At 70.5% G+C, this 22303-nt stretch carries 17 protein-coding genes; 5 read left to right on the forward strand and 12 right to left on the reverse strand.

From position 1 onward, the window contains the following. Positions 1-89 precede the first annotated feature (89 nt). Both GUY60_RS01460 and GUY60_RS01465 read right to left on the reverse strand, forming a co-directional pair. Complete coding sequence (locus tag GUY60_RS01460) at positions 90-1313, reverse strand: acetyl-CoA C-acetyltransferase (protein WP_161692983.1); 1224 nt, start codon at positions 1311-1313, stop codon at positions 90-92. Positions 1314-1440: 127 nt separating this feature from the next. Continuing rightward, the gene (locus GUY60_RS01465; RefSeq protein ID WP_161692984.1) at positions 1441-2343 is read right to left on the reverse strand and encodes a LysR family transcriptional regulator; all 903 of its coding nucleotides are present in this window, start codon (positions 2341-2343) and stop codon (positions 1441-1443) included. A gap of 181 nt (positions 2344-2524) precedes the next feature. Between GUY60_RS01465 and GUY60_RS01470 the strand changes: the two genes are divergently transcribed. From GUY60_RS01470 to GUY60_RS01480, 3 genes are read left to right on the forward strand one after another with little or no spacing between them, the layout of a single operon-like run. Beyond that, complete coding sequence (locus GUY60_RS01470; protein ID WP_161692985.1) at positions 2525-3442, forward strand: CoA transferase subunit A; 918 nt, start codon at positions 2525-2527, stop codon at positions 3440-3442. A 41-nt stretch (positions 3443-3483) separates the two neighbouring features. Further along, positions 3484-4263, forward strand: coding sequence for a CoA-transferase subunit beta (locus GUY60_RS01475; protein WP_161693027.1), 780 nt, complete (start codon positions 3484-3486; stop codon positions 4261-4263). 50 nt (positions 4264-4313) lie between these two features. Continuing rightward, positions 4314-5840, forward strand: a complete 1527-nt coding sequence (locus GUY60_RS01480; protein ID WP_161692986.1) for a 3-hydroxyacyl-CoA dehydrogenase — start codon at positions 4314-4316, stop codon at positions 5838-5840. A gap of 14 nt (positions 5841-5854) precedes the next feature. On the opposite strand, the gene GUY60_RS01485 is transcribed toward GUY60_RS01480, so the two are convergent. From GUY60_RS01485 to GUY60_RS01495, 3 genes are all read right to left on the reverse strand, one after another. Continuing rightward, positions 5855-6439 (reverse strand): hypothetical protein, encoded by a 585-nt coding sequence (locus GUY60_RS01485; RefSeq protein WP_312866144.1) that lies wholly within the window; start codon positions 6437-6439, stop codon positions 5855-5857. A gap of 133 nt (positions 6440-6572) precedes the next feature. Continuing rightward, entirely contained in the window at positions 6573-9542 is a 2970-nt protein-coding gene (locus GUY60_RS39640) for a TIR domain-containing protein (RefSeq protein ID WP_161692987.1), read from the reverse strand. Continuing rightward, on the reverse strand, positions 9539-10339 hold the full coding sequence (locus tag GUY60_RS01495) for a hypothetical protein (RefSeq protein ID WP_246234136.1): 801 nt from the start codon (positions 10337-10339) through the stop codon (positions 9539-9541). The genes GUY60_RS39640 and GUY60_RS01495 overlap by 4 nt, the downstream gene beginning before the upstream one ends. A gap of 201 nt (positions 10340-10540) precedes the next feature. Here GUY60_RS01495 and GUY60_RS01500 point away from each other — a divergent pair, with 201 nt between their 5' ends. Next, entirely contained in the window at positions 10541-13438 is a 2898-nt protein-coding gene (locus GUY60_RS01500) for a TIR domain-containing protein (protein WP_161692988.1), read from the forward strand. A 273-nt stretch (positions 13439-13711) separates the two neighbouring features. Then, positions 13712-15754: a galactose-binding domain-containing protein gene (locus tag GUY60_RS01505; protein WP_161692989.1), complete on the forward strand. Its 2043-nt coding sequence runs from the start codon at positions 13712-13714 to the stop codon at positions 15752-15754. A 1-nt stretch (position 15755) separates the two neighbouring features. Here the strand turns inward: GUY60_RS01505 and GUY60_RS01510 are convergent, their stop codons facing one another. From GUY60_RS01510 to GUY60_RS01540, 7 genes are all read right to left on the reverse strand, one after another. Continuing rightward, complete coding sequence (locus GUY60_RS01510) at positions 15756-16349, reverse strand: TetR/AcrR family transcriptional regulator (protein ID WP_161692990.1); 594 nt, start codon at positions 16347-16349, stop codon at positions 15756-15758. 99 nt (positions 16350-16448) lie between these two features. After that, positions 16449-17765 (reverse strand): MFS transporter, encoded by a 1317-nt coding sequence (locus tag GUY60_RS01515; protein WP_161692991.1) that lies wholly within the window; start codon positions 17763-17765, stop codon positions 16449-16451. Next, complete coding sequence (locus GUY60_RS01520; RefSeq protein ID WP_161693030.1) at positions 17762-18829, reverse strand: PLP-dependent cysteine synthase family protein; 1068 nt, start codon at positions 18827-18829, stop codon at positions 17762-17764. Before GUY60_RS01520 ends, GUY60_RS01515 begins: the two co-directional genes overlap by 4 nt. 544 nt (positions 18830-19373) lie before the next feature. Continuing rightward, complete coding sequence (locus tag GUY60_RS01525; protein ID WP_161692992.1) at positions 19374-19787, reverse strand: hypothetical protein; 414 nt, start codon at positions 19785-19787, stop codon at positions 19374-19376. 133 nt (positions 19788-19920) lie between these two features. Beyond that, positions 19921-20814 carry a F510_1955 family glycosylhydrolase gene (locus tag GUY60_RS01530; protein ID WP_161692993.1) on the reverse strand — a complete coding sequence of 298 codons (894 nt, stop codon included), beginning with the start codon at positions 20812-20814 and terminating at the stop codon, positions 19921-19923. A 169-nt stretch (positions 20815-20983) separates the two neighbouring features. Beyond that, entirely contained in the window at positions 20984-21655 is a 672-nt protein-coding gene (locus GUY60_RS01535; RefSeq protein WP_161692994.1) for a DUF305 domain-containing protein, read from the reverse strand. Positions 21656-21753: 98 nt separating this feature from the next. Beyond that, positions 21754-22260, reverse strand: coding sequence for a hypothetical protein (locus tag GUY60_RS01540; protein WP_161692995.1), 507 nt, complete (start codon positions 22258-22260; stop codon positions 21754-21756). Positions 22261-22303 lie beyond the last annotated feature (43 nt).

Here is a 22303-nt window from a genome sequence, read left to right on the forward strand (position 1 = left end):
CCGTGAACGTCATTGATCAAGCGGATGGGGAGGGGTGAAAGGCGTGAACGGGTGGGCGCGGGAGGGGAGTTGCCGCACCACGAAAGCCGCTAGGCGACGCGCTCGAAGACCGCGGCGAGGCCCTGGCCGCCGCCGATGCACATGGTCTCCAGGCCGTAGCGGGCCTCACTGCGCCGCATCTCGCGGGCGAGCGTGGCGAGGATGCGGGCGCCGGTGGCGCCGACGGGGTGACCGAGGGAGACGCCGGAGCCGTTGACGTTGATGCGCTGCTCGTGGTCCTTCTCGCCGAGCCCCAACTCACGGGTGCAGGCGAGGACTTGGGCGGCGAACGCCTCGTTGAGCTCGATCAGGTCGAGGTCGGCGAGGGTGAGTCCGGCGCGCTCCAGGGCTGCGCGGGTGGCCGGGACGGGGCCGATGCCCATGGTCGCGGCGGGGACACCCGCACGGGCGAAGGAGACGAGGCGGACCAGCGGGGTGAGGCCGAGCCGTTCGGCGGTGGCGACGCTGGTGACGAGGCAGGCGGCGGCCGCGTCGTTCTGGCCGCTGGCGTTGCCCGCGGTGACGGTGGCCTCGGGGTCGGACTTGGCCATGATGGGCCGCAGCGCGGCGAGTTGCTCGGCGGTGGTGTCCGGGCGCGGGTGCTCATCGGCACTCACGGCGGTGTCGCCCTTGCGTCCGAGCACGGTCACCGGCACGGTCTCCGCGTCGAAGCGGCCCTCCGCCACCGCACGGGCGGCACGCTGCTGCGAGCGCAGGGCCAGGGCGTCCTGGTCGGCGCGGCTGATGGCGTACTCGCGGCGCAGGTTCTCGGCGGTCTCGATCATGCCGCCGGGTACGGGGTGGTGGATGCCGCCCGCGGTGACCCGGCCGCGCGCCAGGGAGTCGTGCAGCTGGAGGCCCGGTCCCTTGATGCCCCAGCGGCCCTCGTGCGTGTAGTACGGGGCGGCGCTCATCACGTCGACGCCACCTGCGATCACGACCTCGCTGAAGCCCGCCCGGATCTGCATGGCGGCGTCGAGGACGGCCTGAAGCCCGGAGCCGCAGCGCCGGTCGATCTGCGCGCCGGTGACCGTGTCGGGAAGACCGGCGTCCAGGGCGGCGACGCGGCCGATCGCCGGGGCGTCCGAGCTGGGGTAGGCCTGACCGAGGATCACCTCGTCCACCCGGTCCGGGTCGATGCCCGTACGGGCGACGATCTCGGCGACGACCCGCGCGGCGAGCGCCGCCGGCGTCTGCCCGGCGAAGGCCCCGCCGAAGCGTCCGATGGGAGTGCGCAGCGGTTCACAGATGACGACATCGACCTGTTCGGGCACGGCGGAACACCTCTCGGACGGCTCATCGGACGGCTATTGGACGGCTCAGGGGGGTGCGCCGACCATCGCACCCGACCGCTGAGTCGGTCCAATACCAAGTTCCCAGCCCATCAAGACCCGTGGCGTCTCAATCAGTGCCTGCGGGGGTAGGCAGCGCCTCCTCGCAGACCGCGAGCACGGCGCGCAGGGCGGCGGACGGGTTGTCGGCCCGCCAGGCAAGGGCCGCCTGGCGCCGGATGGGCGGCCCGGCGAGCTGCCGGTAGACCAGGCCGGTCTGCTGGATGTGTCGTACCGAGGACACCGTGAGCGTGACCCCGACACCGGCCGCGACCAGCGCCAGGATCGTGTACGAGTCGGGCGCCTCCTGCACCACGCGCGGGTTGAACCCGGCGGCCTCGCAGGTCTCGACCATCGCGTCGCGCACCGTGGACCCGGCGTTCGCGGGGAAGGACACGAAGGGTTCACCGGCGAGGATCTCGATGGGGATCTCGTCGAGCGCGGCGAGGTGGTGGTCGGAGGGCAGCGCGCACAGCAGCTCCTCCTCGTCGATGACCCGGTGGGCGACGCCCGGCTGGGTCACCGGGAGCCGGACGAAGCCGAGGTCGAGCGTGCCGTCCGCGACCCGGTCGAGGGCGACATTGGCGTACGTCTGGCCCTTCATGACCAGTTCGACCGCCGGGTGCGCGGCCCGTACGGCGCGGGTGAGCCGGGGCAGTGTCTCGTGGCTGGAGGCGCCGGCGAACCCGATGGTGACCCGGCCGAACTCCCCTCGCCCGGCGGCCTTGGCGGCCCGTACCGCCGTGTCGAGGTTGTCGAGCACGGTCCGTACGGGTTCGAGGAAGGACTCACCCGCGCTGGTGAGGCGCACCGAGCGGGTGTTGCGCTCGAAGAGTTGCACGCCGAGTTCCTTCTCCAGCTGCCGGATCTGCTGGCTGAGCGGCGGCTGCGCCATCCGCAGCCGCTTCGCGGCCCGCCCGAAGTGGAGTTCCTCGGCGACGGCGGTGAACGCGGTGAGATGACGCAGCTCCATGCGATCCCCTGTTCGCTACTTATTAATCAGCGGTCTTGATTCGACCTTAATTTGGTATTGGACGGCAATCAATGGGCGCTGACACGGTAGGGCAGCCAGCACGCACTCGCTGAGGAGCACCGTGAAAGCCGTGGAGCCCATCTCGCCCGTGTCACACGTGTCACCCGTGTCGCCAAAGGTCATGTCGATGCAGGAGGCCATCGCCACCTTCGTGCGGGACGGCGCCACCGTCAGCATCGAGGGCTTCACGCACCTCGTCCCCACCGCCGCCGGACACGAGATCATCCGGCAGGGCCTTAAGGACCTCACCGTGGTCCGGATGACGGCGGACATCGTCGTGGACCAGATGATCGCCGGGGGCTGCGTCTCCCGCCTCGTCTCCTCCTTCGTCGGCAACTCCTCCGCGGGTTCGCTCGGTGAGCTGCGCCGCCGGATCGAGCACGCGGACCCGGCGCCGCTCACGTTCGAGGAGTACAGCCACTACGGCCTGATCTGCCGCTACCTCGCGGGCGCCCAGCGCCTGCCGTTCTACCCGCTGCGCAGCTACGGCGGCAGCGACCTGCCCGGCATCAACGGCGCGCTGCGCAAGGTGACTTCGCCCTATCCGGGCCCGGACGGCGAACCCGAGCAGATCTACGTCGTGCCGCCCGTGAACCCGGACGTCACGATCATCCACGCGCAGCGCGCCGACCGCCGGGGCAACACCCAGATCTGGGGCCTGACGGGCATTCAGGCCGAGGCGGTGTACGCCGCGAAGAAGGCGATCGTCGTGGTCGAGGAGCTCGTCGAGGACGAGGTGGTCCGCTCGGACCCCAACCGCACGCTCGTCCCGGCCCACGCCGTGGACGCCGTCGTGGTGTGCCCGCGCGGCGCGCACCCGTCGTTCGCGCAGGGCTACTACGACCGTGACAACGCCTTCTACCGGGCCTGGTCGCACATCAGCAAGGACCCGGAGCGGCTGCGGGAGTGGCTGGCGGAGTGGGTGTACGGGACGGCGGACCACACCGAGTACACCGCCAAGCTGGGCGAGGAGTTCTGGGCGGGGCTCGCGGTCGGCGAGGCGCTGAGCGAACCCGTGAACTACGGACGGCGACTGTGACCGCGGAAACTGTGCGCACGGAACACGAGAAGGGCCTGACCATGACCACGTCCACCACCCCCGAGACGGTCACCTCCTCGGAACTGCTCTCCGTCGTAGCCTCCCGCGAACTGGCCGCCCGCCGCACGGTGTTCGCCGGCATCGGACTGCCCACGCTCGCCACCGAGTTGGCGCACCTGACGGTCGCCCCGCAGATCGAGGTCGTGTACGAGTCCGGGGTGTGCGGCGCGCACCCCTCGCACCTCCCGGAGACCATTGCGGACGCCGTCCTGATCACCGGCGCCGAGGCGGTGCTCTCGATGCCGACCCTGTTCGGGAGCGTGCTGCAGGGCGGCCACATCGACGTCGGCTTCCTCGGCGCCGCGCAGATCGACCGGTGGGGCAACCTCAACACCTCGGTCATCGGGGACTGGGAGAACCCTTCGGTGCGGCTGCCCGGCTCGGGTGGCGCCGTCGAGGTGATGGCCAACTCCCGTGAGGTCTTCGTCGTGATGCGCCGCCACAACCCGCGCTCCTTCACCGAGACCCTGGACTTCTGCACCACACCGGGCCCCGACCGCGCCCTCGATGAGGGCATCCGGCCCCTGGGCGTCGGTGTCACCCGTGTCATCACCGAACTGGGCATCCTGTCCCGCGAGGGCGTCGGCGAGGAGCTGCGGCTTACCGCCGTCCACCCCGGTGTCACGGTCGAGCAGGTCAAGGAGTCGACGGGCTGGGACCTCCAAGTGGCCGACCGCGTCGGCACGGTGGAGCCGCCGACGGCAGCGGAGCTGCGGCTCCTGCGCGAGGACGTCGACCCCGGCCGCGTCTATCTCCGCTGATACACAGCCCCGAGCCCAGCCCCAGCCACCTACGAAAGGTCCCAACTGCCATGCGTATCAGGATCGTCGGCGCCGGAGCCATGGGCCGAGGCATCGCCCAGTGGGCGGCGAGCGCCGGGCACACCGTCGAGCTGGGCGACGTACGGACGGAAGCGGTACGGGAGGCCGTCGACTTCGTACGGTCGATGCTTGACCGCGCGGTGGCCAAGGGCCGCATGTCCGCCCCCGACAGCGCCGCCGCGCTGTCCCGGCTGCTCCCGCTTGACGACCCGTGGGCGCCGGGTCCTGACGTGGAGCTGGTGATCGAAGCGGTACTCGAGGACCTCGCCACCAAGACAGAGGTCTTCGGGAAACTGGAGCAGGCACTCCCGGCCTCCACCGTCTTCGCGACGAACACGTCCTCCCTGTCGGTGACGCGGATCGCCGCATCGCTCACCGACCCGACCCGCCTCGCAGGCCTGCACTTCTTCAACCCCGTACCGCTCATGCGGATTGTCGAGGTGGTGCCGGGCGCTGCCACCAGGGCCGAACTCCCGCCGCTGCTCACGGAGTTGGTCGAGAGCTGCGGCCACCGCGCGGTCACGGTGGCCGACACACCCGGATTCCTCGTCAACCATGCCGGGCGCGGCCTGGTGACCGAGGCGCTCGCGCTCCTTGAGGAGTCGGTGGCGGCGCCGGAGGACATCGACCGCATCGCCCGTGACGTACTCGGTCTGCGTATGGGCCCGTTCGAGCTGATGGACCTCACGGGACTCGATGTCACCGCGGCGGTCATCGACTCGATCTGGCAGGGCTTCCGCCACGAACCACGACTGCGCCCCTCCTACCTCACCCCGAACCGGGTGGCGGCGGGCCTGCACGGCCGCAAGACCGGGCAGGGCTGGTACGCGTACGGTGCCGGGGCCCCGGCCGCAGCTGCGGAGGCGCCGGTGACGGGGAACGCGGAACGGCCGGTGTTCGTGGCGGGAGCGGGCGACGACACCGACGCCGCCGCCCTGCGGGACGCGCTGGCCGCCGCCGCGGCGAACGTCGAGAACGGCACGCACCCGTCCGCCGAGGCCCTCGTCCTGGTCCCGGCCTGGGGCACCACCGTGGCCGAGACGATCGCCGCCCGGCAACTCCCCGCCACCCGCACCCTCGGCGTGGACCCGCTGTCCTTGCCGGGCGGCCGCCGCGTCCTCGCGGTGACCCCGGCGACCGACCCCGCCACCGCGCGCGACGCCCGCGCGGTCCTTGCCCGTGCGGACCACACCGTGACCGTCGTACGGGACACCGCGGGCTCGGTGGCCCAGCGCCTCCTCGCCTCCGTGGTGTCCATCGCCACGTCGATCGCCGAACGCTCCCTCGCCACCCCGGAGGACATCGACCTGGCCGTGACACTCGGCCTCGGCTACCCGACCGGCCCCCTCGCCTGGGGCGACCGCATCGGCACCACCCGCCTCCTCCGCCTGCAACGCGCCCTGCACACCACCACGGGCGACCCGCGCCACCGCCCCACCCGCTGGCTCACGGAACGCGCCCAGTTGGGGCTGCCGTTGACACACAGCGGCACACCACCGGAGGCCTGCATCGGGTGAACCCGACACCGCACTCATGAGGTGACGCGAGGGTCCCCCGGTGTCAGCCGGTTGCCCTCGCGGGTCCAGACAGTGGTGGCGTCGCCGCCGGGGCAGCAGTGGGCGTCGTTGGCGCGGTACCACTTCTCGTACACGGTGATGCGGCCCGTCGCGAACTCGGCTCGTACGAGAGCGGTGAGGTACGAGGCGGACTTCTGCTGCGGAGTGATCGAGCCGATGGCGGCCAGGTCGTCCCCGAGCCGGTCGAAGACCACGTAACCGGCCTGGATCTGAGTGTTCTGCGTGGCTCCGTTGTCGTCGCAGCCGACGTAGACGACGGCCTCGTCGCGCCCGTCGCCGTCGGTGTCGCCGTACTGGACGTTGAGGCCGCCGCTCAGACGCACCTTGCCCCAAGTCCGGGAGGTGGCCACGGCTTCGCCGTCGGCGTTCCAGCGGACCAGGCCCGGAACTCCGCAGAACTCGCCCGGGACGGGAACCTCGGCCCAGTCCACGTCGTGCAGGTCCCGCGGCGCCGGTCCGACGACATCGGGAGCGTCGGTGGGGGACGGGGCCGAGGAGCCACGGCCTGGGTCCTCGGACCCGTCGGCCGACGGTTTCACCCGGGGGCCAGGGGACGGTGCGTCGCATGCGGCGGTCAGCAGCAGAAGAGTCAGGAGAGCCAGGAGAGCCAGGAGAGCGGGGAACGAGACGGTGCGTCGTAAGCCGGTTGTCACGGTGTCCTCCGTATCGCGATCAGGCGCAAGGCGGGTCGTACGGTCGGTCGGGAAGGTACTGCGCCCACTCGTCGCGGGTGATGGGCCGCGACTCCGCGCACAGCCGCCGCACGATGGGGGTGGCGTCCACGGTCCACAGCCGCGTGCCCGTTTCGCCGCTGACCGCGAGGAGGCGTCCGTCCGGGCTGAAGCCCACCGTCGCACCGGGGTACGGGCTGCCGTTGCTCAGCGCGGTCACCTCGACGGGGCGGGCGGAGTCCCTGACGTCCCAGAGGCGGATGCGGCCGTCAAGACCGGCGGTGGCAGCGAGTTCGCCGTCGGGGTGAACGGCGAGCCCGGTGATGGCGCCGGTGTGCCGGGCCGAGGCGCCCTGCCGCTCGGGTTGTCCGGGGCGCGACACGTCCCAGGTGCTGATCGTCCCGGTCTCGTCCCCGACGAACAGGGTGTGGCCCTTCGGCCCGAACGCGAGGGCGCTGACCGGCCCCTTCGCCCTGGGCAGGTCTCCCGCAGGCCTGGGTGGGGAGTTCCGGCCGACCCACCAGAGGCGTACGGCATTCCCGGCCGGTGCCGCGACCAGCGCACCGTCCGGACTGAAAGCCAGATCCTGGTGCCCCGTACCGGCACCGGCATCCCCGAGTGTGCCGAGCAGGGTCGGCTGCTCCCGGTCGCCGATGTTCCATACCTCCGCCGGATCACGGGATTTACCGCGTGCTGCCACCAACGGAAGGACGGGGTTGGCGGCGAGCCTGCTCGCACCGTCCTTGCGGGCCTCGCCGCGTGTCAGGTCCCGTGGACGCGCCGGGTCGGTCAAGTCCCAGGCCTTCAGGGGCATTCCCGAGAACAGGGTGCGCCCGTCGGTGCTGAAGGCCGTGGCCTGGCCACTGGGGTTGACGGTTTCCATCGTTGTCAGCCGACGCGGTGCTCCGGTGTTGTCTCTGGTGTCATCTCGGGTGGTGTCGCTGGTGGTGCCGCCGGCGCTGTCGCCGGTGGTGTCTCCGGTGCTGTCCAGTCGCCATACGGTGGTGGGTTCACCGCCTGCGGCCAGTAGGCGGCTGTCCGGATCGAACGCCGGCGGAAAGGTCCCGTCGGTCGGCAGGGTCGTGGCCGCCGAGGTCCGCTCGCTCCCCGACACCGCCCACAGCCGCAGGGTGGGGTCGCTGCCGAGACCGAAGGGCTCGTCGTTGACGCCGACCGAGGCCAGGGTGTGCCCGTCCGGGCTGAAGGAGAGATCGCCCAGCATCGTCGAGCGGCTGCTCAGTTGGGCACCGGAACGGGGGCGCATCGGGTCGGACACGTCCCAGAGGGTGACCGTGCCGTCGCTGTCACCGGTCGCCAGGGTGCTCTGGTCGGGGGAGAAGGCCACCGAGTGGAGTCCGAACCGGCTCTGCGTGGTCAGCGTCGGCCGTACGGCCGGACGGGCGGGATCCGCCACGTCCCACAGCCGCACCTGACTGTCGTCACCGGCGGCGGCGAGCAGCTGACCGTTCGGGCTGAACATCGCACGCTGTCGCGCCCCGGAGATGTCGACCTGCTCCGGCGAGGCGACCGTGGCGACCTGTCGCGGCGGAGCGGAGCCCGACACGGTCGAGAGCCGCAGGCGTCCCAGGTACCCGTCTTCGTCGTCTCTCTCCTCGGAGACCACCAGATCGCCTCTCGGGCTCGCTGCCACCGGATAGTCCGGCAGGCGGGCGAGGGACTTCGAACGCGCGGGTTCCGAGACGTCGAGGACCGCACCGTCCTTCCCGGTCATGGCGAACAGCCGCCCTCCGGAGGTGAGCGCGAGGACACGAACCTCCTTGCGGCCGGCCACCGCTGACGCCGAGCCCAGCGGCTCGGGGTCACCGGGGTCCGTCACGTCAAGGAGCCGTACGTCGCCCGCCGTGTCGCCGAGAGCCAGGAGCCGGCCGTCAGGGCTGAACGCGACGGCGGTCGTGGGGCGTTCGGTGGCCTCAGTGGACTCGGTGGACTCGGCTGACTCCGTGAAGACCGGCCGGGTTCCGCGTGCGGGGTCGAGGAGCCGTATGCCGGTGTCGTCGGCCATGGCAAGGAGACCTCGACTGCTGTACGCGGCCGCCCGCACCGGACCGCGCCCGCGCACGACCCGCGGCAGCGCATGGCTCTCCACGAGCGCCCCGACCGCCTCGGCCGTCGGCGCGAGCCGGTACGCCTGGACCATCAACTGGCGTGCCAGATCAGGCTGGGTGTCGCTGATCGACGCGGCCTCGGCGGCGAGTTGCCGGGACTGCGCGACCAGAGTCTGGGCGCGTGCGCTGTTGCGCTGGACGTACGCGGTGACACCGCCCGCTACGGCGAGGAGCAGCAGCACGATGAGCGTGGCGACCGTGGCCCGCACCAGCCGGCGGGTCTGGCGGCGGCGGCGCACATGGTCGCCGATCAGCTCGTCCTTGGACCTGCCGGTCAGCGGCGCGACGAACTCCGCGGCGCATTCGACCAGGCGTGGGTCGACCGCGCGTGCCTGCTCAGGGCCGCGCAGCCAGCGCAGGTCCACCCAGCGGGGCTCCGCGTCGAACGCCCGGTCCATTTCCTCCCGGGGCAGGGCGTCCGTCCGTGACCAGTCGAACTCCGCCCTGTCGGAGTCCCAGACCAGGCCGCCGTCGGTCCAGCCGATGAGCAGCGTCTCTGCCGAGCGGTGGGTGAGCCACCAGCGGATCTCCCGCCGCACCCACGGGGACGCGGCGGCCGGCGGGCTGGCCATCACCACGAGCCACCGCGAACGGGCCAGACCTTCCTCGATCTCCTGCCAGAGGTGGGGACTTGCCGCGAGGTTGGTCTCGTCCCGGAACAGCTTCAGGCCCCTCGGCCGGTACCAGGGGCGATCGAAGCTCTGCAACGCACTCTGGAAGGCCGTCGCGAGGTCCTTGTCCCAGACGTGGCTGTACGAGATGAAGGCGTCGTAGCCGCTGCCCCCACCCTCGTCGCGGCTGCCCCCACCCTCGTAGCGGCTTGGTTCCGGCTCCGGGGCAGTCACCGTGCGGCCGGACCGTTGCCGGCCGTGCCTGTCGTGCCGGCCGTGCCTGTCGTGCTCCCCTCGGGTCTGCCGGGGGAGGAGCGGGGCGGGGGGACGTACCGGACGAGGGTTTCCGGTTCGCGGACCCCGGCCAGGCGGGCGAAGCCGATCGCGTAGTCGTGGATGGCGTGCTGCACCCGCTGGAGTTCGGCCCGGCAGGCGGCGTTGTCCGGCCAGTCGGTCTCCGGGCTTTCGGGGTGTGCCCGTTCGAACTCCCGCAGCCGTGGGTGCCATTGGGACAGGAACGGCCTCAACTCCCGGTTCAGCATGGTGATCGCGAGGTACTCGACCGTCTGCCCTCCCGGGACCGGGGCGGAGGGGCGGGCGGCCTTCAACGTCTCCCGCGCTGTGGCGAACAGCCCGTACATCGACGTGAGCGCCTCCCGGACCACGCCCTCATCGCCGACCAGCGGCTGCGTCGACACCCGTGTCACGGTCTCGACGAACATGCGCCAGGCGACCTGGCGGGAGTCGTTGTTGACGGCGAAGGTGAGCTCGCTCAGCTGCGGGATCGCCACCTTCACCTCGGTGAGCTGGGCGAGCCGCCGGTACCACCGCACCGCGAGGACAAGCACAGCGCCGACCGCACCGCCCGTGACGACGAACAGGATGCGGCTGGTCACCTGCGTGAGGCTGAAGACGCCAAGACCCGCGAGCGAGCCGACGGCCGTCGCCGCGAGAAGCCGGACGATCAGGCTGCCGCTGCTCCGCCAAGGACGTTCCCGCCCGGCACCGGGACGGTCCAACTCTCCACTCATCAGACCGTTCGCCCCCCGTTGTCCGCACGCGCCACGAGTCCAGGTGAGAAGAAAATAGTGCCACAACGACGAGGGGAGCAGGCGGTGGTCCCGGTGCCGCGGAGTCACAATCGAGCCGTTCAACTGCCTTGGTCCGTACGGAAGTTAGTCCAGTGCCTCGCGGGGACAGCATGAGCACAGGGACGGGACACGGGGGGCTTCATGAGTGATGCGCTGGAAGAGGCTGAGCCGCGAGCCGCGGCGCCGGACAGCGGGAAACTGCGCGACGCCTTCATCTCGTACAGCCGTACGGACACGCCGCTCGCGAAGCAGCTTCAGCGTGGGCTGGAGCGGCTGGCCGTGTCGCGCTTCCAGCCCATGCGGATGAGCGTGTTCCGCGACGTGACCAGCCTGTCCGCGAGCAGCGATCTGTGGCAGTCGATCCACCACGAACTGGCGCGCTCCCGCCATCTGGTTCTGCTGGCCTCCCCTGCGGCCGCCGCCTCGCCCTGGGTGGTCAGGGAAGTCGACCACTGGCTGCGCGAGCGCGGCACGGAGAACCTGCTCATCGCTGTCGCGAGCGGTGAGATCGTGTGGGACGACGAGGCCGGCGACTTCGACTGGGATGAGACCACGTGTCTGCCGCCGAACCTGGCGGGCCACTTCACTTCCGCGCCGCTCTGGGTGGACCTCCGCGAGATCGAGAAACGCGGCCGTCGCTCCCTGAGTTACCCACCGTTCCGCGCCGCGGTCGCCGCCCTGGCCGCGCCGTTGCACGGCCGCCCGAAGGAGGAGTTGGAGCACGACGACTTCAGGCAGCTCCGGTTCGTCAAGCGGCTCAGCCTGTCGAGCGTCGCCCTGCTCGTGGTGCTGCTCATCCTCGCGGTGTACGGCTTCTTCGACGCCGCCAGGCAGCGTGACGAGGCGGTGGCGCAGGCCCGCACCTCCGCCTCGCAGGCACTGGCCGCCCGCTCCGGTCAACTGCTCGCGACGAGCCCCAACCAGGCCGCGCAGTACGCCCTTTACGCCGATGAGACCCGGTCGACCCCCGAGTCCCGGCGCGCCCTGGCCCAAGCTGTGGCCGCCGCTCCGTACGCCAAGCGGCGGCTGCGCGGGGACGCTGATTCCGTGGCGGGATGGGAGGGTGCGGGCAATCCGGTCGACACGGATGTCGTGGTCAGCGCGGACGGTACGACCGCCGCGTACTACTCCGAGTTCGATCAGGTCCGGGGCACCCGCCTCTACGACGTGCGCTCCGCCCGGCAGTCGCGTGTGCTGCGCGGCGAGGGCAGGCCCAGGGCGCTGAGCCGCGACGGTCGTGTCCTCGCCACGGACGAGGTCTTCCTCAACCGGGTGAAGCTGTGGGACACCCGGACCGGCAAGCTTCTGCGAACGATGTTGACGGGGCAATCGGAGGACCTGCCCCGTGCCTCGCAAGGGCTCAGCGCTCTCGCCCTCTCGCCCGACGGGCGGTGGGTGGCGGCCTCGCACTTCACCCCGGAGCGCGAGGCGTACGTGGTCGTGTGGCGGGCGTCCGACGGGCGCGAGATCACCCGGCTCCGGGTGGGCGGCAGCCGGCTCGGGCTCGGCTTCTCCGGGGACGGATCCCGGATGACCCTGGTCGACAGCGGGCGCAAGGAGGTCCGGGACTTCCTGACGGGCCCGGCGCGCTGGGAGGCGCCCCGGCCCCTGCCCGGAATGACCGGCGACACCTCGGACGACTGGAAGTACGACGAGGTCCTGCTGTTCGACGGGGCGCGCAAGGCCCTGGCCCGGACGTCGGACCGTGCCGAGGTGTGGGACCTCGCACAGCGCCGCCGTATCGCCGAACGGTCCTTGGGCGGGTACGAGGACATGGCGGTCGCCGACGGCGAGGGGAACTTCGTGGTGGGCGGGCAGGACGGCTCGGTCCGGCTCTACGACGACGGGCTGCGGCCCGGCAAGACACTGGGCCGGCTGGCACGGACGGCCAGCACCGTCGCCATGTCGGCCGATGGCGCCCAGGTGGCCGCCGCCTCGTACGGCGGCGAGTTCAACCTCTTCACCACCGGAGCCAGGCGTGGACAGCAAGTCCCCCTGGACGACCGGGAGTTCACGTACGGGGATCTGACCCCCGACGGGCGCATGGCGGTGCGTCGGACCGAGGGGCACACCGAGTTCTGGGATCCACGCACCGGCCGCCGGCTCGGCGGGATTCCGTACGCCAACCTGTCCGTGAACCTGGAGGAAACGGCATACGGGCTCAGCGGGGACAAGCGGTACGTCGGCATGCAGAGCATGGGATCTCGCGCAGGTGAGAACACGGACCGGTTCAGCATCTGGGACCTGCGGACCGGGAAGCGGACGGACTGCGGTGTGGCCCTCAACGGTGCCTACGAGGGCACGGACCGCCCTGCCGTCTTCTTCCTCCCCGGTGACCGGTACGTGGTCGGCTTGTGGAACAGCGCCCTAGAGGTACTTGACACCCGGTCCTGCACCCGCAGCACGGTGATATCGGAGTCGGAGTACGGCACCACCCTCGCCCTGAGCGGGGACCGCAGGACCCTGGTCGTCCTCGACCGGTTTGGGAGGGGCGTCGACACCTGGCGCTGGGACGGCGACCACACCTTCGAGCACGCCGCCCACACCACGCTGCCGGACGGGGCCAGGCTCGATGGCATCAGCGTCGACCACGAGGGGAAGCGGGCGGCCTTCTCCGACCTGGACAGTCATGTGTACGTCGTACGCCTCGACTCGGGACAACAGGTGCGTAGCACGGGCCAGTTGCCGCGCAGTACAAGTGACGTGGCGTTGAGCCGGGACGGCAGGCTGCTGTTGCAAGGCTTCGAAACCGCGACCACCCAGGGCGTGCGCATCCTGGACGCGGCCTCGGGCGACCTGCTCGATGTCTGGAACACGGACCCCCCGGCCGCCTCCGCGGAACCCGGCGTCGACATGCAGGTGGTTCCCGGCCCCGCGAACGACATCCTCACCCTCGGCCCCGACCGTAAGGTCGTCCGCCGCACGGTCGGCGTGCAGGCATGGCGCGACCTCCTGTGCGGCCTGGTCAGCCAGCCCCTACCCGCCCGGGAACGGGAGCGTTACCTGAAGGGTCTTGAGGTGGCGGCGCCTTGCCGGTGAGGGGTGAGTCGGCTGCGCGTTGCAAGACATGAAGCCCAGAGCCCTCCCGCCAAGGGCTGAACCGCACTTCACCGCGCGTTCAAGGGCGGCCGCCCAGGCCCCCGACAGCAGGGCGCCCGAACCCCCTTACCGTGAGTAACATAGCTGACGGCACGTCAAATAGGTCACCCGTCCCGGACCCTTGACTCGCTGTCAGGGTCACGCCATTCTCGTCGGGACCTACGCGCGAGTAAGTTAGCGTGCGCCCATCCCGGACAGCGAAGGTAGCCCCGGATGACCCTCCTCCGCAGACGCGGACTCTTTGCCGCTGTTGTCGCCCTTCTGATGGCTTTCACCGTCGGCTCCCCACCGGCCGCGGGCGCCGACGACCCCTGGTGGGAGCCGACCGCGCGGCCCGCCGCCGATTCGCAGATCAACGTCACCGGTGAACCCCTCAGCGGCACGGACAGCAAGGGCCGGGTCCGGGGCTTCGTCGACGGGCACAACCACGTGATGTCCAACGAGGGCTTCGGCGGCCGCATCATCTGCGGCAAGGCGTTCTCCGAAGAGGGTGTCACCGATGCCCTCAAGGACTGCCCCGAGCACTATCCCGACGGTGCGTTCGCCCTCTTCGAGAATGTCACCGGCGGCGCCGACGGCCACCACGACCCGGTGGGCTGGCCGACGTTCAAGGACTGGCCCGCCCACAACTCCCTGAGCCACCAGCAGAACTACTACGCGTGGCTGGAGCGCGCCTGGCGCGGCGGGCAGCGGGTGCTGGTCAACGACCTGGTCACCAACGGCCTGTTGTGCTCGATCTACGCCAGGGACCGCGGCTGCGACGAGATGGACGCCATCCGTCTCGAAGCGAAGAAGACGTACGAGATGCAGGACTACATCGACAAGATCTACGGCGGAAAGGGCAAGGGCTTCTTCCGGATCGTCACCGACTCGACCCAGGCCCGCAAGGTCGCCGCCGAGGGCAAGCTCGCCGTGGTGCTCGGCGTCGAGACCTCGGAGCCCTTCGGCTGCAAGCAGATCCTCGGCGTACCGCAGTGCGACAAGGCCGACATCGACAGCGGTCTGGACGAGCTGCACAAGCTGGGTGTGCGCAGCATGTTCCTCTGCCACAAGTTCGACAACGCCCTGTGCGGGGTGCGGATGGACGAGGGCACCATCGGAACGGCCGTGAACATCGGCCAGTTCCTCTCCACCGGCACCTTCTGGCGCACCGAGGAGTGCACCGGCCCGCAGCAGGACAACCCCCCGGGCGGCGCCGACGCCCCGGCCGAGGTTTCCAAGCTGCTGCCCGCGGGCGTCAAGGTGCCTTCGGACAACGGCGGGAAGTGCAACAAGCGAGGGCTCAGCGGCCTCGGTGAGTACGCGGTCAAGGGCCTGATGAAACGCAACATGATGCTCGAACTCGACCACATGAGCGTCAAGGCGGCCGGCCGCACCATGGACATGCTGGAGTCGGCGAACTACCCGGGCGTGCTCTCCAGCCACAGCTGGATGGACAACGGCTGGCTGGAGCGGCTCTACCGTCTCGGCGGCTTCAAGGCCTCGTACATGTCCCCGGCCGAGAGCTTCGCCAAGGAGTCCGCGGGCACCAAGGAGCTGCGCAAGAAGTACGGCGTCGGCCTCGGCTACGGCACCGACATGAACGGCGTCGGCGGCTGGCCGGGACCGGTCGGACCCGATGCCCCCAACGCGGTCAAGTACCCCTTCCGCACCGCTGACGGCGGCTCCGTCGTCGAGAAGCAGCGCACCGGCGACCGCACTTGGGACTTCAACACCGACGGTGCGGCCCATGTCGGCATGGTGCCCGACTGGATCGAGCAGATCCGGCTCAGCGGCGGCAAGGAAACGGTCGAGGACCTGCTCGGCGGCGCGGAGTCCTACCTCCGCACCTGGAAGGCGACCGAGGGCCACAAGCCCGAACCCAACCTCGCCACCGACGCCGGGGCGAGCGCGAGTGACACGGAGTGGAACCCGTTCAAGAGCTACGCCCCCGGCAAGGCCGTGGACGGCGACACCGACACGAGGTGGGCGAGCGGCTGGTCGGACGACCAGTGGCTGCGGCTCGACCTGGGCAGCCCCCGCACGGTCGGCAAGGTCTCCCTCGACTGGGAGAAGGCCTCCGCGCGCGCCTACCGGATCGAGGTCTCGGACGACGACAAGAAGTGGCGGACCGTGTGGTCCACGGACAGTGGTGACGGAGGCCTGGACAACGCGGTGTTCAGCCCGGTGCAGGCGCAGTACGTCCGGATCCACGGCGTGACACGGGCCACCAAGTACGGCTACTCCGTCAACGAGGCGGCGGTGTACAGCCGCTGAGCTACTCCCGTACGAGGGTCAGGATCTGGTCGGCGACGATGTCCAGTACGTCGCCCGCCTTCTCCTCGTCGCCCAGTACGAGAAAGTTGAGGGTGAGCCCGTCGGTCAGCGCCGCCAGATACCTGGCGGCCGCCGGCTCGGGAACCGTCAGCTCCACGCCGAGTACGGCGGGGAGCTGACGGATCACCTTTGTGTGGGCGGCGACATAGCGTTCGTACTGCCGCTTGGCGAGATGCTCGTAGCCGGGCTCCCGCAGGGCGTACTGGGTGAGTTCGTACGTCAGCATGTGCTCGCCCGGATTGGCCAGCACATGGTCCCAGTACGCCTGGAGCCCGGCGCGGATCGTCTCGCGCAGGGTGGGCCTGCGGGTGAGCGTGGTCAGGACGTCCGACTCGGAGTGCTCGGAGATGGTGTCCATCACCGCTTCGAGCAACTCCTGCTTGGAGTCGAAGCAGTAGTGGAAAACGCTCAGCGAGACGCCCGCCTCCGCCACGACGGACCGTGTCGTGGTCTTCGCGACGCCGTCGCGGGCCATCACCCGGATCGCGGCCTCGACCAGTTGCCTGCGCCGCTGCGCCGACGGCATTCGCCCCATGGCCCCTCCTCCCCTGACCGGCGCAAGCATACGTCGCGGGGTAACTCGGGGACCTTTGCGGGAGTTTCGCGAACTCGCCGGGCGAGGGCGGGCCGACCGTCAGGTGTGGTTGAGCTTCACGGGCGGGCGTTCCGTGGCGACCGGTGCGGCGAGGCGGCCGGTGCGGTGCAGGCCGTAGAGGGCCGCCGCGCAGAGTAGGCCGACGGTGGTGAGTACGCACCATGGCAGTGCGGCGAGGCCTGCGGCTCGTGCGGTGTCGAGTGCGGCGCCGGTGAGGAGGTTGCCGAGGGTGATGCCGATGCCGCAGATGGTGTTGTAGAGGCCGTAGTGGGTGGCGACGAGGCGGTCTCCGGAGAGGCGGACGATGGTGTCCATCTCGAAGGGGTAGGCGATCATCGTGCCGAGTGCGAGCAGTAGTGCGGCGAGGGCGGGTGGTGTGGCCGCGAGCAGCCAGAGTCCAACTCCGTTGTCCGGTACGGGAATTGCCGACGCGGCGAGCAATGGCAGGAACGCCGCGCCCATCGTGACGAGTCCCCACGCAAGGGCTTGTCCGGATTCCATCCGGGCCTTGCACCAGGCGGTCACCCGGGTCTGGAACACGATGGTGCTCAGTCCGGACACGGCGAAAAGCAGCGCGGTGGCCGCAGTCCCGCCCGTCCCGTCACCCCCGAGCCGCCGCACTTCGAGGGGTAGCGCGAGATAGACCTGGAACGACATCACGTACGAGCCGATCATGGCGCCGGAGAACAGCAGGAACGGCCGGTTGGCGAGGATCGAGCGCCACTGCGCGAGGACGCTCTCGGTGCTCGCCCGCCCTGCGGAGTCGGAGCCGGAGTCGGCGGCCCGGCGGGCCGGGAGCGCACGGATCTGGACGATGCTGAGCACCGCGAAGATCGCCGCCGAGACGAGGCAGGTGACCCGGAAGTCCACTCCGGTGAGTGCCATGCCGACGAGCGGGCCGAGCAGGATGCCCGCCTGGTAGAAGACGTTGAACAGCGCGAACGCCTCCAGGCGTCGCTCGCCCGCGTCCGCCGCGAGATAGGCCCGTACCGCGGGGTTGAACAGCGCCCCGGCGAGCCCCGTCGCGGCCGACGCGGCGATCAGCGCGGGCAGCGAGTCCACCAGACCGAGCGTGGCGAAGCCGACCGTGCGCAGTACGCAGCCGGCGACGATCAGCGGCTTGTAGCCGAACCGGTCGGCGAGGGCCCCACCGACCAGGAACATGCCCTGCTGGCTGAAGTTCCGCACACCGAGGACGAGTCCGACCGTCAAGCCCGCGAGGCCGAGGGTGCCGGAGAGGTGCGCGGCGAGGTACGGCATCAGCATGTAGAAGCCGAGGTTGATGGTGAACTGATTCACCATCAGCAGTTGGACGCTGCGCTCGTACGTGCTGACCTGCCGGAGTGTGCTCCTCACCGGACCTCCTCGGCCGAGTGGACCTCGGAGCCGGCCAGGGCGGCCAGCGGGTCGAGTACGTCGGTGCACCGCGTCCAGCGGGTGACTTCCTTGTCGTCCGGGCGGGAGATCTCGTCGGGTTCCGCGGCCGGCGGCCGGTCGAGGAGTCCGTGCGTCGCGCAGTACTCGTCGTCGTACACCGTGCCGAGATACCGCTGCGGCCCGTCGGGGAACACGGCCGCGATGCGGGTGTCCGCCGGGAGGGTGCGGGCCAGCCAGCCCGCGACGAGGGCGACCGCGCCGACGCTCCAGCCGCCGGTGGCGTAGTGCGAGGTGGCCAACTCGCGGCAGGTCCACACCGCTTCACCGGGTGCGACCCAGTGGGTCTCGCTGAAGTTCCGGTACGCCACGTTGCGCGGGTAGATGCTGGAACCGAGGCCGCGCATCAGCCGCTTGCGTGCGGGCTGGCCGAAGATCGTCGAGCCGATGGTGTCGACGCCGACGAGGCGCAGTTCCGGGTAGAGCTGCTGGAGGACGCGGGACACGCCCGCGGAGTGGCCGCCGGTGCCGACACTGCACACCAGGACGTCGATGTGGCCGAGCTGGGAGGCGAGTTCGAGGGCGAGCGGGGTGTACGCGGAGGTGTTGTCCGGGTTGTTGTACTGGTCCGGGCACCAGGAACCGGGGTGCTCCGCGAGCAGTTCGACCACCCGGTCGCGGCGGGCCTGCTGCCAGCCGCCGGTGGGGTGGGGCTCGGCGACCGTGTCGACCTGGGCACCGTAGGCGGTGAGCAGCCGGGTCATGGACGGTTCGAGCCCCGGGTCGGTGACCAGCGTGACCGGGTGGCCGTGCACCATTCCGGCCAGGGCGAGACCGAGCCCGAGGGTGCCGCTGGTCGACTCGATGATGCGGCCGCCGGGGGCCAACTCGCCGCGGGCGCGGGCCCGTTCGACCATGTGCAGTCCGGGCCGGTCCTTGATGCCGCCGGGGTTGAACCCCTCCAGCTTCGCCCAGAACCCGCGCCCGGCCGGCGCGAGCGGTTCGGAGATGTGCAGGACCGGGGTGTTGCCGACAAGCCCGGACATCCCGCGTCCGCGCTGGGCTGACGCGGGGGGTACGGGCCCGGTGTGAGGGGTGGTCGTGGTCGGGGTCGTGGTCGGGGTTGCGTCGGTGGAGACCGTGAAGGTCTTGGATCGCATGGCTTCGCTTTCGGTCTACGTGTGGGGTTTCGGGGGCTGTGGGGCGCTTGATCAGCGCGGCAGTACGCGTGACGGCACGTGTGACGGCACGTGTGGAGCGGTCTGGATGAGCCCCTGGGAACACTGGGAAAACCAGGAACGCCATCGGTACGCAAATTCCGCGCACCCGCAGGAATTCGGCCAAGGGGATTGGCGTCACGGCGCTCCGGGCGGCAGCCGCGTATTCGGAAAACCGAAGCGTGCGGGCGTGTGAGGTCCGCAGGGCGACAGGTGAACTCCGAAAGGGAATCGCGCTGCTTACTACGGCCTTATATGCGCAGGAAATGCGACCGTTCGGCCATTGGGAACAGGTCGTCGCACGGCCGGACAGCGGAGAACATCCGCGTCAGGGCCAGGTGAAAGGCGGGCGACCTGCTCGGAGTGTGTCGGCCTAGACCTGGAGGATCGCTGGATCTCTCCCCATCGCGGACGACGTATCGGCGTCGGCGGGGCGGGAGTTCACGAGGAAACGGACCGGTGTGAGGCGGGGGGTGACGAGCGCCGTCGAACACGGTTCCGGCAGGTCAACGCCTTGCTGCGGCTGGCCTGAGAGGCAGTCCTCGGCCGCGTGCTCAGCCGATCCGTCCTCATGTCCGGCGGGCGCGAGGGTGTGGTCGTCCGGAGCCGTCGATGCCATGGCTGTGGTGGAAAGGCCGGGTGCGGCATGGTGGGCGGCGGACTCTGCGCTCACTCCGTGCGTGTACAGCAGGCCGAGAATGAGCGTGGCCAACCAGAACACCCGTACCGGGCCCGCCTGTTGCATGCGGGCCCGGAGCGGAGAGAATGTCCGGGAGGCTGTGACCATGCCGTGATCGTAGCGCTATTTCATACGTGCTGCGCAACCAACTCGGCTGAACAGTATGTGAATTGGCCATCGTCGAAAGCGGCATGGTTCGGGCGATCGCCCACGTACTCAAAGCCCACGTACACGCACGTACTCAATGCCCGTCGGCAGCCGCCACCGTGAGCCGCTTCGTGAACGACGTGCCGCCGTCCTTCGACTCGTAGACGCCGCTCTCAGTGGCGGCCAGGAGGCGGTCGGAACTCACCGCGGTCAGGGCCTGGGGCCGGCCGCCGGGTACGGTGCCGGCCTTCTTCCAGGTCTCGCCGCCGTCGCTGCTGCGGTGCAGGGCGCCGGACGGGTCGATGCCGTACAGGGCGTCCTCCGCCGTCCAGGAGAGGAACGCCATCGCGGGCCGCTTGCCCTTGGCGAAGGTCTTGCCGCCGTCGGTGCTGCGGGCGACTCCGTCGGCGGTGGCGGCGAGGACGAGGCCGGGGTCGTCGGGGGCGACGGCGATGTCGAGCGCGTCGAGTTCGGCGCCGTCCTTCCAGGTGACGCCGTCCTTGCTGGTGCGCAGCAGGCCGTTGGTGGCGTCGTAGCCGTAGACCGTGCCGTGGGCGTGGTCCAGGGCGTGGAAGTCGGACTCTCCGGACAGGGACAGCGACTTCCAGGTCCTGCCGCCGTCGGTGCTCTTGATGAGCCCCTTGTTGGCGGGACCCCCGGCGCCCGGTGCGGGGTGGCCGCTGGCGTAGAAGGTGTTCTTCCGGGCCACGGTGAAGCCCATGAAGTCGTCCTTGCTGTCGCCCACGAGTCGGGGCTTGCCGTCGGCGTCAGGGGTGTAGACGCCTTCGTGGGTGGCGACGTACAGGCGCTGGCCGGCGGGGTCGAGGCCGAGGCCGTGGATATGGCTGATGGTCACGTCGGAGGCCACGTCGGAGGAGTGGCTCCCGCCGGACGGCCCGGACTCTGACCGGCCGCCGCCGGAGCAGGCGGTCAGGAGGGCGGCGAGGGGGAGTGCTGCGGCCGCGACGGCGGCATGGCGCTTGTTCATGGGTCCTTCGGAGGCATGGCGGCGCGCGCATCCGCGCGGCGCGTGGAAGCTCGGGTTGCCCGGGACCCGCCGGGCCCGCGCTGCCGGACGGGGCGAGCGCGGAGCCCGGAGGGTCTGCCGGTGCGGGACCGGACGGTCTGCCGGTGAGGGCGAGGGTGAGGGGCGAGGGTCAGATCCGGTCGAGGATCTTCTCGAACTGGGCGACCTCGGCGGATTGGCCCTTGATGATGGCGTCGGCCATCTTCTTCGCGTCGGCGCTCTTGCCGTTCTTGCGCTCGTCCTCGGCCATCTTGATCGCGCCGTTGTGGTGCTCGATCATCATCTTGGCGAAGGCGCGGTCGAACTTCGTGCCCTTGGCGGCGGCGAGGTCCTTCATGTCCTGCTCGGACATCATGCCGCCCATGCCACCGTGCTCCGAGTGGTCCATGCCGGAGTCCATCTCGGTGGGCTTGCCCCAGGACTTCAGCCAGCCCTGAAGGGTCTTGATCTCCGGGTCCTGGGCCTTCTCGATCTGCTCGGCGAGCTTCTTGATCTCCGCGTCCGAGGCGCGGGTCCCGGCCAGCTCGGACATCTCGATGGCCTGCTGGTGGTGCGGGATCATGCCCTGCGCGAAGGTGACGTCCGCGTCGTTGAAGTCGGCCGACGCATCCGCGTCCTTGCCCGGCTCCTTGCCCGGCTTCTCGGACGCCGCGGCGGTGGAGCCGTGGTCCATTCCGTCCATGCCCTCCGCGTCGTCGCCGTTGCCGCACGCGGCAAGCAGCAGGGATCCGGCGGCGACCACGCCGACGAGTGCGATCCGGCGGCGCGGGGAACGGCGGGCAGTGCGGTGGTTGGAGCTCATGTCGATACACCTCTGGTGTCAGTACTGCGGGTCTGTTTTTCGGCGTACGTGGGCGCACGCGGGAGCAGCACGAAGCGCGCCCGCGCGGACGGTTCGGCCTAGATCCGCAGGACTGACAGCTGGGTGAGATCGGGTCTCGGTGGTGGCGGGTTGGGCCGCAGCGCGACGACGGTCCGCGCAAGGAGGTCCGCGAGCCAGCCCGGACGGCGCGTGAACGCCGCGTAGAGGAGAGCCGCGAGCGCCCACACACCGAGCACCGCGACGCACAGCGACGCCATGTCCATCGCCATGCCGGAGGCGGGTTCGTCCGCCGACCGGTCCTGTGCGGCGCTGTTCTCGTGCGCGGTGGACGCCGTCATGGCGGCCACCGTCATGGCGGCATCGGCCGTGAACGCGTCGCTCGTGAACGCGTCGGTCATGGATGCCGCGGGGGCCGTCCCGCCGTGCGGGCCGTTCGCGTGTGCGCCGGAGTTCATCCCGGACCCGGAGTGCTCGCCATCCGGATGCCCGACGGTGTGCATCACGAACACACCGAACGAGAGCACGACGACCAGCAGAAGGCGCGCCAGGGCACCGCCTGCTCGTACGTACCTGCTCACGTTCATCGCCTGACCTCCGCAGCCGAGGTTACCCAAGCGACTGCGGGCG

The organism is Streptomyces boluensis (assembly GCF_009908195.1).
Taxonomy (GTDB): Bacteria; Actinomycetota; Actinomycetes; order Streptomycetales; family Streptomycetaceae; genus Streptomyces; species Streptomyces boluensis.